Origin of the sequence: Streptomyces sp. DG2A-72, from assembly GCF_030499575.1 — a bacterium.
Classification (GTDB): domain Bacteria; phylum Actinomycetota; class Actinomycetes; order Streptomycetales; family Streptomycetaceae; genus Streptomyces.
This window is the reverse complement of record NZ_JASTLC010000001.1, coordinates 4,751,952-4,764,134: the sequence shown is the minus strand read 5'-3', so window position 1 is coordinate 4,764,134 and position 12,183 is coordinate 4,751,952. Positions and strand designations below refer to the sequence as shown.

The following is a 12,183-nucleotide window of genomic DNA, read 5'->3' as shown; positions in this document are numbered from 1 at the left end:
GAGGCAGTACTAGCCGTCACCCAAACGGGGAAGCATCAACGAACGTTCAATGGGCAGGAGTTGAACGCCCCGCCCGAAATGCGCGCTACGTCCAGGAGTGCACCTCGGCAGCGCCACGTCCCGTGGACGCCCGGGCAGGGGCAGCGCACCACCCCCGCCCGGCATCACCTCGTATCGATCAGGTCGGCAGGTCGCCCGCGCTCACACCGGACGCGACCGCAACCCCTCCAGCAGAATGTCCAGCAGCCGCGCCGAGGCCGCCGCCTGCTGCGCCGCATCCGGCAGCGAGGGCGCCGCCGTCGCGATCACCAGCAGTACGTCCGACACCGACACATCGGCCCGCAGCTCGCCCGCCGCGCGCGCCCGCTCCACGAGCTGCCCCACGACCTCCAGCAGCGCCGTGGCGCCCGCGTCGTCCGCGGGGACCGCCGACGTCTCCTCATGGACCAGCCGCAGCTCTCCGGCCCCCGGCTGGGTGCGCTGCTGCGGCACCCGGGCCTCGTCGAGGCCGGAGCCGTCGTCGGCGACCCCGACGCGCAGCACCTGCGGCGGCAGCAGCCGCCCGGCACCCGACGCCACGGACGTCCGCAGGAAGCGCGACAGCGCCGACCAGGGCTCGTCCTCCTGGCCGAGCGCGGCCCGTGCCTGGTCGGTCAGCCGGGAGGTCTCCTCCTCGGCTATCCGCCGCACCAGGACGTCCTTGCTCGGGAAGCGCCGGTACACCGTGCCGACACCGACCCGCGCGCGCCGCGCCACATCCTCCATCGGCGCGCCGTACCCCAGCTCGCCGAAGACCTCACGGGCCGCACGCAGTACGTGCTCCAGATTGCGCTGTGCGTCCACGCGCAGCGGTGTCGACCGCCCTCCGTCCGCGCGTCCATTGCCTGCCGCCATGCCGATCGCACCGCCGGGTGCGATCGCAGAAGCAGACGACCAATGATTGTCCTGAATGTGCATAAGTGTTCCCCCGGTTAATGACGTCTCCCCCCGGAGACTCTCCCCGCCATTGGACGCGAGGCGCTGGGAACAAACCCGGATCACGGGCCGCCCTCTGGCCGACCCGAAGGCGCATCCCCCTACACCCCGTTGACACACGAACATAGTTGAGCGGGAGTCAATTCAGAAGGGGCAGGTTCCGCACGGAGCGCCCCCCGATCGGAGTACGGGTCGTATACGTCCTGATTCCGCCCCTACCCCCTACCCATCCCACACCCGCTGACCTGCGAAGATTTCCCGCACTCCGGCAATTCGGCCAACTAAGGGCGTCCCCGGCGCCCGGTCACACAAATTGCCGAGCCTGTGGACAAACGCAAGCGCCGGGTGCGTCATGGGATGGTGAAGGAACGTGCGCGCATTCTCGTTGTCGGCGGCGGCTACGTCGGGATGTACACCGCCCTGCGCCTCCAACGGAAGCTGAAACGGGAGCTGAGGCAGGGTGACGCCGAGATCACCGTCGTCACCCCCGACCCGTACATGACGTACCAGCCGTTCCTCCCCGAAGCCGCCGCCGGCAACATCTCCCCCCGCCATGTCGTCGTACCGCTGCGCCGCGTCCTCGACCAGTGCCACGTCATCATCGGCGAGGCCACGGCCATCGACCACGCCAAACGCACCGCGACGCTCACCACCCTCGCCACCGAGGAGGAGGGCACGGGCCCGCAGCGGCTGTCGTACGACGAACTGGTCCTCGCACCCGGCTCGATCTCGCGCACGCTCCCCATCCCCGGCCTCGCCGACCACGGCATCGGCTTCAAGACCGTCGAGGAAGCCATCGGCCTGCGCAACCACGTCATCGAGCAGATGGACATCGCCTCCTCCACCCGCGACCCCGCGATCCGCGACGCGGCGCTCACCTTCGTCTTCGTAGGGGGCGGTTACGCCGGAGTCGAGGCGCTCGGCGAGCTCGAGGACATGGCCCGCTACGCCGCGCGCTACTACCACAACATCAAGCCCGAGGACATGAAGTGGATCCTCGTCGAGGCCTCTGACCGCATCCTGCCCGAGGTCGGCGAGGAGATGGGCCGCTACACCGTCACCCAGCTGCGCCGCCGCAACATCCAGGTGCTCCTGCAGACCCGCCTCGAATCCTGCGAGGGCCGGGTCGCCGTACTCAGCGACGGACAGCGCTTCCCGACCCGTACGGTCGTCTGGACGGCCGGCGTCAAACCCCACCCGATCCTCGCCGCCACCGACCTCCCGCTCAACGGCCGCGGACGCCTGAAAGCCACCGCCGAGCTGACGATCGAGGGCACCACGCACGCGTGGGCAGCGGGAGACGCGGCCGCGGTCCCCGACGTCTCCTCCGGCGACCCCGGCAAGGAGTGCGCCCCCAACGCCCAGCACGCCCTGCGCCAGGCCAAGGTTCTCGGCGACAACATCGCGCATTCACTGCGTGGCGAGCCGCTGGAGACCTACGCGCACAAATATGCGGGCTCGGTCGCCTCCCTGGGACTCCACAAAGGTGTCGCACACGTCTACGGACGCAAGCTGAAGGGCTACCCTGCCTGGTTCATGCACCGCGTCTACCACCTCAGCAGGGTGCCGACCGTCAACCGCAAGGCCCGCGTACTGGCCGAGTGGACACTGTCGGGGCTCTTCAAGCGGGAGATCGTCTCCCTCGGTTCGCTCGAACATCCCCGAGCGGAGTTCGAACTCGCGGCCGGTGGAAAGTCATCAGGTAAGCCCTCGGACGACCCGAAGGGGTCGACCTGACCGAACCCGGGAACTCCACCGCCAGGCCCGGCGTCTGACGGATGTCGGCCCGGCCGGCCACCCTGCCAGACTGGTCCCCGCCCCCAAGGACGAGCACCTGCTCGCCCTTCGAACCCACGAGGCTCACCCACAGTGCTGCAACCCCGGGGTGCCACCCCCCAGACCCCCGGCCGGGTCCGGAGCTGGCCGAAGACGACTACACGAGGCAAGGATTCGTGAACTTCACGCGCTGGAGCGCCCGGCTCCCCGGAACGCAGCGCCGCGCCGCAGCGCGGACCGACGCGGTCCCCTCGGACCGGCGGGGCGAGAGCTCTGTGCCCGCCGCCCGCGCCGAGCAGCTCACCGACGAGGCGCTGTCCGTGCCCGCCGTCGACGAACTGCCGGTCCGCGAGGTCCTCGACCGCGTCCCGGCCCTCGTCGCCCTCGTCCACGGCCCCGACCACCGCCTCGCCTACGTCAACGACGCCTACGTGACGGCCTTCGGCCCCCGCCCCCTCGGCGACCCGGCCCGCGAGGCCCTCCCGGAACTCGACGAACTCGGCCTCTTCCCGCTCCTCGACCAGGTCCTGCGCAGCGGCAAGCCACGCACGGTCAAGTCCCGCAAGGCCCCCGACGGCCGCTCCTACACCTTCGCCTGCACCCCGGTCACGGACACCGAGGACGGCGGCGTACTGATCTTCGCCACCGACGTCACCGACCACGCCGAAGCCGCCGAACGCCTCCGCGCCAGCGAACGCCGCCAGCGCGAAACCGCCGTCACCCTCCAGCGCTCCCTCCTGCCCCAGGTCCTCGAACAGCCCGACGACCTGCGCGTCGCCGCGACCTACCAGCCGGGCGGCACGGAAGCCGCGGTGGGCGGCGACTGGTACGACGTGATCACCCTCGGCGGCGGCCGCACGGCCCTCGTCATCGGCGACGTCATGGGCAGAGGCGTGCGCGCGGCCGCGGTCATGGGCCAACTCCGTACGGCCGTCCGCGCGTACGCCCGTCTCGACCTCCCCCCGCACGAGATCCTCCAGCTCCTCGACGGCCTCGCCACCGAGATCGACGCCAACCAGATCGCCACCTGCGTGTACGCCATCCACGATCCGAACGAGGGACGGCTGGTGTACGCCTCGGCCGGCCACCTGCCGATCCTCATCCGCGACGAGAACGGCCAGGTCGTCCGGGCGGACGAGCCCACCGGCCCGCCCCTGGGGACCGGCGGCTGGATGCACACGTCGGGCACGGTCGCCCTCAGCCCGGGCTCGACCGCCGTCCTCTACACGGACGGCCTGGTGGAACGCCGCAACGAGGACCTCGACGAGGGCATCGCCAGCCTGGAGCGTGCCCTGGCCGGCGCGACCGGCACACCTCAGGTCGTCTGCGACCGCCTGGTCCGCACGGCAGGCGTCACCGCCGACCACGACGACGACGTCGCGGTCCTGGTCCTCCAGCACCCGTCCCGCACGGGCCCCGACAGCGACCTCTTCCGCAACGCGGCCCTGGAACTCCTGGGCGGCGTAGAAGCGGCCCCACGCGCGCGTGCCTTCGCCTCCGGAGTCCTGACCAGCTGGCGCTTCCCGCCCGACCTGCACGACCTGGGCGTCCTGGCGACCAGCGAACTGGTCGCCAACTCCCTCCAGCACGGCATCCCACCCATGCGGTTGAGGCTCCGCCGTACTGATCGGCGCCTGATCATCGAGGTGACGGACGGCGACGACCACCTCCCCAGACGCCGCCGCGCGGAACCCGGCGACGAGTCCGGGCGAGGCATCGCCATCGTCGCCACGATCGCCTCGAACTGGGGCTCGCGCAGAACCCCCGGGGGCGGCAAGGCGGTGTGGTGCGAGTTCGCCCTACCGAAGGGCTAGCGCCGTGGGGGTGAGTGGCGGCTGCTGGCTGCGGGTGCGTTGTGGCTGGTCGCGCCCACGCGGCGGAGCCGCACATCGACACAGCCCCGCGCCCCTTCTTCGGCGTTGCGACTAGGCGGTGATGGACTCCACCGGTGTCCCACCCTGGGCAACCACCCGGCTCTTCCTCAGCCACGGCTGATCCTGTACGTCCGTCAGCTGCCGCCCCAACCGCACCGCGAGGTAGGTGATGCCCAGCGAGAACAGCAGGAACGTCACGATGTACGGCGCATGCAGCGACGCTCCCATGGGCCCGCCCACCGCAGGCCCGACCGCCAGCGCCAACTGCTTGACCAGCGCGAACGCGGAGTTGTACTGCCCGGCCAGCCCACTCGGCGCAAGATCGGCCACCAGCGGGGCAACCGTCGGCGACAGCATCGCCTCACCCAGCCCGAAGAGCGCGTACGTCGAGACGAACGCCGCCGTCGCCATGGCCTGACTGCCATGTCCCAGCCCCGCGTACCCGGCCGCGATCCAGGCCACGGCCCAGATGAGCCCCACGGCGGCGATCACCCGAGACCGCCTCTGCCGCTCCACAAACCTCAGAACGAGGAACTGCGCCACCACGATCATCCCGGTGTTCGCGGCCAGGGCGGTCCCGAGCGCGGACGTCGAGATCCCGGCCGCCTCGACCCCGTACGCACTGAGCCCCGACTCGAACTGCCCGTAGCACGCGAAGAACAGCACAAAGCCCAGCACGCACAGCTGCACCATGGCCCGGTTGGACAGCAACTGCTTCCAGCTGCCCTTGGCCGACCCGGCAGGCGCCCGGCCGATCTGCGGCGAGTGCGGCATCCGCACGGTCACCATCACCACGACCAGCAGCAGGAACATCGCCGCCTCGATCGCGAACAGCAGAGTGAAGGAGCTGACGCGCGTGGCATCGACGAGATGACCGCCGATGAGGCCACCCACACCCAGCCCCAGGTTCTGCAGAAAGAACTGCGTGGCGAACGCCCGCGACCGGGTCTCGGCCGACGAGCAGTCCACGATCATCGTCGCGAGCGCCGGCTGCATCACGGCCTGCCCCGCCCCGAGACCGGCCGCCGACAGCAAGACAGCGGTGGCATTGGCGGCGAGCCCCAGGCTCAGCGCACCGGCCGCGGCGGTGATCAGGGCGGCGAGCAGCACCGGCAGCGGGCCTCGCCGGACGATGGCCCGCCCGGCGAACGGCAGCACGACCAGCGCGGCCACGGCGAACACGGCGAGCACGAGAGCCGCCGTCATCGCCCCCAGTCCCCGCACCTGCGCCACATAGACATACAGGTAGGGGACGGTGAAACCGAGCCCGAACGCGCTGAGTGCATTGCCCACATGGATCCGGCGCATCGCTGCACCCATCGCCCTGGTCACGTTCACCTCTCTCACTAGTCAGGAGTGAAGACTTCAACACTAAAGTTCGAAGCTAAAGACTACATAGCGAAGGACTTCAAAGCAAAGGGGCCGCGTGCGATACTGCGCCTATGGCCGAGACCCCTGGCGTCACCGAGCCGACGCTCGAAGAACAGATCGCCGCCTACCAGCGCGAGTTTCAGGACCTCGACCCCCAGGTCGAGAAGATCGTCTCGGCCCTGTCCCGCCTGAACCGCCGTATGAACGTCGCCTACGGCCGCCAGACCTCCGCCCTCGGCATCAGCAACGCCGAGTGGGAGGTCCTCAAGGCCCTCGTCCTCTCCGGCGCCCCCTACCGCATGGGCCCCGGCGACCTCGCCAAGCGACTCGGCCTCACCCCGGCCGCGATGACCCACCGGATCGACCGCATGGTCACCGAGGGCCTGGTCACCCGCGAGCGCGACGAGTCCAACCGCGTCCGCGTCATCGTGGAGCTGACCGCCGAGGGCCGCGAGAAGTGGCTGGAGGCGATGCGCCTCGCGACGGTCTTCGAGGAGGACCTCCTCCAGGACCTGTCCGCGGAGGAGCGCACGGCCCTCGGCGAGGTCCTCACCCGACTCCTGCGCAGGGTGGAGCACGCCCAGCCCGACGCCGGCGGTCGTCTCACGGACCTCGACTGAAGATCTGACAGGCGACGCTTGACAGCCTCCTCCCCGATCCGTAATGTTCTTCGGGTTGCCGCGGAGCCGTAACGGTTCTGCGACAGCACCTCCCGCCGCGAAAGCGGCAAACCAAACCATCAGCATGATCTCCCGGCAGGGTTGATTTCGGCATGCCCGATTTCAATTCGAATGGGGAATCGGCGGCCCGATTGGGAATCGCCGAGAGGATCCGCTAAGGTTTGAGACGTCGGAACGGCCCAACGGCCGGGAAGGCAAACCCCGCTGACTGGGGATCAGGTCGAGAAAGGATCTGATAGAGTCGGAAACGCAAGACCGAAGGGAAGCGCCCGGAGGAAAGCCGCGAGAGTGTCTCTCGGGTGAGTACGAAGGAAGCGTCCGTTCCTTGAGAACTCAACAGCGTGCCAAAAATCAACGCCAGATATGTTGATACCCCGTCCGTCGGAAATCTTTTTCGATGGTCGTGGTTCCTTTGAAGAAATACACAGCGAGGACGTTGTGAACGGTCGGACTTATTCCGCCCGACGGTTCCGCTCTCGTGGTGTCGTCCCGATTACGGGAAAACATTCACGGAGAGTTTGATCCTGGCTCAGGACGAACGCTGGCGGCGTGCTTAACACATGCAAGTCGAACGATGAACCACTTCGGTGGGGATTAGTGGCGAACGGGTGAGTAACACGTGGGCAATCTGCCCTTCACTCTGGGACAAGCCCTGGAAACGGGGTCTAATACCGGATAGCACTCTCACGGGCATCTGTGGGGGTTGAAAGCTCCGGCGGTGAAGGATGGGCCCGCGGCCTATCAGCTTGTTGGTGAGGTAATGGCTCACCAAGGCGACGACGGGTAGCCGGCCTGAGAGGGCGACCGGCCACACTGGGACTGAGACACGGCCCAGACTCCTACGGGAGGCAGCAGTGGGGAATATTGCACAATGGGCGCAAGCCTGATGCAGCGACGCCGCGTGAGGGATGACGGCCTTCGGGTTGTAAACCTCTTTCAGCAGGGAAGAAGCGCAAGTGACGGTACCTGCAGAAGAAGCGCCGGCTAACTACGTGCCAGCAGCCGCGGTAATACGTAGGGCGCAAGCGTTGTCCGGAATTATTGGGCGTAAAGAGCTCGTAGGCGGCTTGTCACGTCGGGTGTGAAAGCCCGGGGCTTAACCCCGGGTCTGCATTCGATACGGGCTAGCTAGAGTGTGGTAGGGGAGATCGGAATTCCTGGTGTAGCGGTGAAATGCGCAGATATCAGGAGGAACACCGGTGGCGAAGGCGGATCTCTGGGCCATTACTGACGCTGAGGAGCGAAAGCGTGGGGAGCGAACAGGATTAGATACCCTGGTAGTCCACGCCGTAAACGGTGGGAACTAGGTGTTGGCGACATTCCACGTCGTCGGTGCCGCAGCTAACGCATTAAGTTCCCCGCCTGGGGAGTACGGCCGCAAGGCTAAAACTCAAAGGAATTGACGGGGGCCCGCACAAGCAGCGGAGCATGTGGCTTAATTCGACGCAACGCGAAGAACCTTACCAAGGCTTGACATACGCCGGAAACGTCTGGAGACAGGCGCCCCCTTGTGGTCGGTGTACAGGTGGTGCATGGCTGTCGTCAGCTCGTGTCGTGAGATGTTGGGTTAAGTCCCGCAACGAGCGCAACCCTTGTCCTGTGTTGCCAGCATGCCCTTCGGGGTGATGGGGACTCACAGGAGACCGCCGGGGTCAACTCGGAGGAAGGTGGGGACGACGTCAAGTCATCATGCCCCTTATGTCTTGGGCTGCACACGTGCTACAATGGCCGGTACAATGAGCTGCGATGCCGTGAGGTGGAGCGAATCTCAAAAAGCCGGTCTCAGTTCGGATTGGGGTCTGCAACTCGACCCCATGAAGTCGGAGTTGCTAGTAATCGCAGATCAGCAGTGCTGCGGTGAATACGTTCCCGGGCCTTGTACACACCGCCCGTCACGTCACGAAAGTCGGTAACACCCGAAGCCGGTGGCCCAACCCGTTTACGGGAGGGAGCTGTCGAAGGTGGGACTGGCGATTGGGACGAAGTCGTAACAAGGTAGCCGTACCGGAAGGTGCGGCTGGATCACCTCCTTTCTAAGGAGCACTTCTAGGCAGCCGCAAGGCTGTCCAGAGGCCAGTACACCGGCGTACGTCCGGTGCTGGTTGCTCATGGGTGGAACGTTGATTATTCGGCACACTTGACCTGCTTCTCTTCCCAGTACTGCTTCGGCGTGGAACGGAACGAGGAGGGGCGAGGGTGCCGGGCACGCTGTTGGGTGTCTGAGGGAATGATTTCCTTCAGGTGCCGGCCCCAGTGAACTCGGATCGTAGGTCCGGGGTGGTGGGTGGCTGGTCGTTGTTTGAGAACTGCACAGTGGACGCGAGCATCTGTGGCCAAGTTTTTAAGGGCGCACGGTGGATGCCTTGGCACCAGGAACCGATGAAGGACGTGGGAGGCCACGATAGGCCCCGGGGAGTCGTCAACCAGGCTTTGATCCGGGGGTGTCCGAATGGGGAAACCCGGCAGTCGTCATGGGCTGTCACCCATACCTGAACACATAGGGTATGTGGAGGGAACGCGGGGAAGTGAAACATCTCAGTACCCGCAGGAAGAGAAAACAACCGTGATTCCGGGAGTAGTGGCGAGCGAAACCGGATGAGGCCAAACCGTATGCGTGTGAGACCCGGCAGGGGTTGCGTATACGGGGTTGTGGGATCTCTCTTTCACGGTCTGCCGGCCGTGAGACGAGTGAGAAACCGTTGATGTAGGCGAAGGACATGCGAAAGGTCCGGCGTAGAGGGTAAGACCCCCGTAGTCGAAACGTCAACGGCTCGTTGGAGAGACACCCAAGTAGCACGGGGCCCGAGAAATCCCGTGTGAATCTGGCGGGACCACCCGTTAAGCCTAAATATTCCCTGGTGACCGATAGCGGATAGTACCGTGAGGGAATGGTGAAAAGTACCGCGGGAGCGGAGTGAAATAGTACCTGAAACCGTGTGCCTACAAGCCGTGGGAGCGTCGCATGCAAGCTTGCTTGTATGTCGTGACTGCGTGCCTTTTGAAGAATGAGCCTGCGAGTTTGCGGTGTGTTGCGAGGTTAACCCGTGTGGGGAAGCCGTAGCGAAAGCGAGTCCGAACAGGGCGATTTAGTAGCGCGCTCAAGACCCGAAGCGGAGTGATCTAGCCATGGGCAGGTTGAAGCGGCTGTAAGAGGTCGTGGAGGACCGAACCCACCAGGGTTGAAAACCTGGGGGATGACCTGTGGTTAGGGGTGAAAGGCCAATCAAACTCCGTGATAGCTGGTTCTCCCCGAAATGCATTTAGGTGCAGCGTCGTGTGTTTCTTGCCGGAGGTAGAGCACTGGATAGGCGATGGGCCCTACCGGGTTACTGACCTTAGCCAAACTCCGAATGCCGGTAAGTGAGAGCGCGGCAGTGAGACTGTGGGGGATAAGCTCCATGGTCGAGAGGGAAACAGCCCAGAGCATCGACTAAGGCCCCTAAGCGTACGCTAAGTGGGAAAGGATGTGGAGTCGCACAGACAACCAGGAGGTTGGCTTAGAAGCAGCCACCCTTGAAAGAGTGCGTAATAGCTCACTGGTCTAGTGATTCCGCGCCGACAATGTAGCGGGGCTCAAGCGTACCGCCGAAGTCGTGTCAATCCAGCATAAGGGCTAACGCCTGCTGGGTTGGGTAGGGGAGCGTCGTCTGCCGGGTGAAGCAGCCGCGGAAGCGAGTTGTGGACGGTTGACGAGTGAGAATGCAGGCATGAGTAGCGATTCACACGTGGGAAACGTGTGCGCCGATTGACTAAGGGTTCCTGGGTCAAGCTGATCTGCCCAGGGTAAGTCGGGACCTAAGGCGAGGCCGACAGGCGTAGTCGATGGATAACCGGTTGATATTCCGGTACCCGCTGTAAAGCGTCAAACATTGAATCCAGTGATGCTAAGCCCGTGAAGCCGTTCCGGACCCTTCGGGGAATGGAAAGTGGTGGAGCCGGTGACCCGAGTTGGTAGTAGGTGAGTGATGGGGTGACGCAGGAAGGTAGTCCATCCCGGGCGGTGGTTGTCCCGGGGTAAGGGTGTAGCCCGAGTGGTAGGTAAATCCGCCACTCTCATGGGGTGAGACCTGATGCCGAGCCGATTGTGGTGAAGTGGATGATCCTATGCTGTCGAGAAAAGCCTCTAGCGAGTTTTATGGCGGCCCGTACCCTAAACCGACTCAGGTGGTCAGGTAGAGAATACCGAGGCGTTCGGGTGAACTATGGTTAAGGAACTCGGCAAAATGCCCCCGTAACTTCGGGAGAAGGGGGGCCATCACTGGTGAGAGCACTTGCTGCTTGAGCTGGGGGTGGCCGCAGAGACCAGCGAGAAGCGACTGTTTACTAAAAACACAGGTCCGTGCGAAGCCGTAAGGCGATGTATACGGACTGACGCCTGCCCGGTGCTGGAACGTTAAGGGGACCGGTTAGTCCTGTTTCGACGGGGCGAAGCTGAGAACTTAAGCGCCAGTAAACGGCGGTGGTAACTATAACCATCCTAAGGTAGCGAAATTCCTTGTCGGGTAAGTTCCGACCTGCACGAATGGCGTAACGACTTCTCGACTGTCTCAACCATAGGCCCGGTGAAATTGCACTACGAGTAAAGATGCTCGTTTCGCGCAGCAGGACGGAAAGACCCCGGGACCTTTACTACAGTTTGATATTGGTGTTCGGTTCGGCTTGTGTAGGATAGCTGGGAGACTGTGAACTCTGGACGCCAGTTCAGGGGGAGTCGTCGTTGAAATACCAGTCTGGTCGTGCTGGATGTCTAACCTGGGTCCGTGATCCGGATCAGGGACAGTGTCTGATGGGTAGTTTAACTGGGGCGGTTGCCTCCTAAAGAGTAACGGAGGCGCCCAAAGGTTCCCTCAGCCTGGTTGGCAATCAGGTGTTGAGTGTAAGTGCACAAGGGAGCTTGACTGTGAGACCGACGGGTCGAGCAGGGACGAAAGTCGGGACTAGTGATCCGGCGGTGGCTTGTGGAAGCGCCGTCGCTCAACGGATAAAAGGTACCCCGGGGATAACAGGCTGATCTTCCCCAAGAGTCCATATCGACGGGATGGTTTGGCACCTCGATGTCGGCTCGTCGCATCCTGGGGCTGGAGTCGGTCCCAAGGGTTGGGCTGTTCGCCCATTAAAGCGGTACGCGAGCTGGGTTTAGAACGTCGTGAGACAGTTCGGTCCCTATCCGCTGCGCGCGCAGGAACATTGAGAAGGGCTGTCCCTAGTACGAGAGGACCGGGACGGACGAACCTCTGGTGTGCCAGTTGTTCTGCCAAGGGCATGGCTGGTTGGCTACGTTCGGGAGGGATAACCGCTGAAAGCATCTAAGCGGGAAGCCTGCTTCGAGATGAGTGTTCCCACCCCCTTTGAGGGGTTAAGGCTCCCAGTAGACGACTGGGTTGATAGGCCGGATCTGGAAGCCCTGTAAGGGGTGGAGGTGACCGGTACTAATAGGCCGAGGGCTTGTCCTCAGTTGCTCGCGTCCACTGTGTTAGTTCTGAGGCAACGACCGTGTCATGTTTCCG

The 12,183-nt window shown here is 64.6% G+C and carries 5 protein-coding genes and 2 rRNA genes; 5 read left to right on the top strand and 2 right to left on the bottom strand.

From position 1 onward, the window contains the following. Window positions 1-201: 201 nt before the first annotated feature. The gene (locus tag QQY66_RS22550; protein WP_301982152.1) at window positions 202-957 is read right to left on the bottom strand and encodes a TetR/AcrR family transcriptional regulator; all 756 of its coding nucleotides are present in this window, start codon (window positions 955-957) and stop codon (window positions 202-204) included. A 375-nt stretch (window positions 958-1,332) separates the two neighbouring features. Here QQY66_RS22550 and QQY66_RS22545 point away from each other — a divergent pair, with 375 nt between their 5' ends. Further along, window positions 1,333-2,712 carry an NAD(P)/FAD-dependent oxidoreductase gene (locus QQY66_RS22545; RefSeq protein ID WP_301982151.1) on the top strand — a complete coding sequence of 460 codons (1,380 nt, stop codon included), beginning with the start codon at window positions 1,333-1,335 and terminating at the stop codon, window positions 2,710-2,712. Window positions 2,713-2,927: 215 nt separating this feature from the next. After that, complete coding sequence (locus QQY66_RS22540; protein WP_301982150.1) at window positions 2,928-4,565, top strand: SpoIIE family protein phosphatase; 1,638 nt, start codon at window positions 2,928-2,930, stop codon at window positions 4,563-4,565. A 111-nt stretch (window positions 4,566-4,676) separates the two neighbouring features. On the opposite strand, the gene QQY66_RS22535 is transcribed toward QQY66_RS22540, so the two are convergent. Next, window positions 4,677-5,957, bottom strand: a complete 1,281-nt coding sequence (locus QQY66_RS22535; RefSeq protein WP_301982149.1) for an MFS transporter — start codon at window positions 5,955-5,957, stop codon at window positions 4,677-4,679. A gap of 110 nt (window positions 5,958-6,067) precedes the next feature. Between QQY66_RS22535 and QQY66_RS22530 the strand changes: the two genes are divergently transcribed. The 3 genes from QQY66_RS22530 (at window position 6,068) to QQY66_RS22520 (ending at window position 12,129) form a co-directional block, all read left to right on the top strand. Further along, window positions 6,068-6,616: a MarR family winged helix-turn-helix transcriptional regulator gene (locus QQY66_RS22530; protein WP_301982148.1), complete on the top strand. Its 549-nt coding sequence runs from the start codon at window positions 6,068-6,070 to the stop codon at window positions 6,614-6,616. A 566-nt stretch (window positions 6,617-7,182) separates the two neighbouring features. Further along, window positions 7,183-8,709: ribosomal RNA gene (locus QQY66_RS22525) — 16S ribosomal RNA — on the top strand. Window positions 8,710-9,007: 298 nt separating this feature from the next. Then, a 23S ribosomal RNA gene (locus QQY66_RS22520) occupies window positions 9,008-12,129 on the top strand. Together the 16S and 23S rRNA genes form the textbook arrangement of a ribosomal RNA operon. Window positions 12,130-12,183 lie beyond the last annotated feature (54 nt).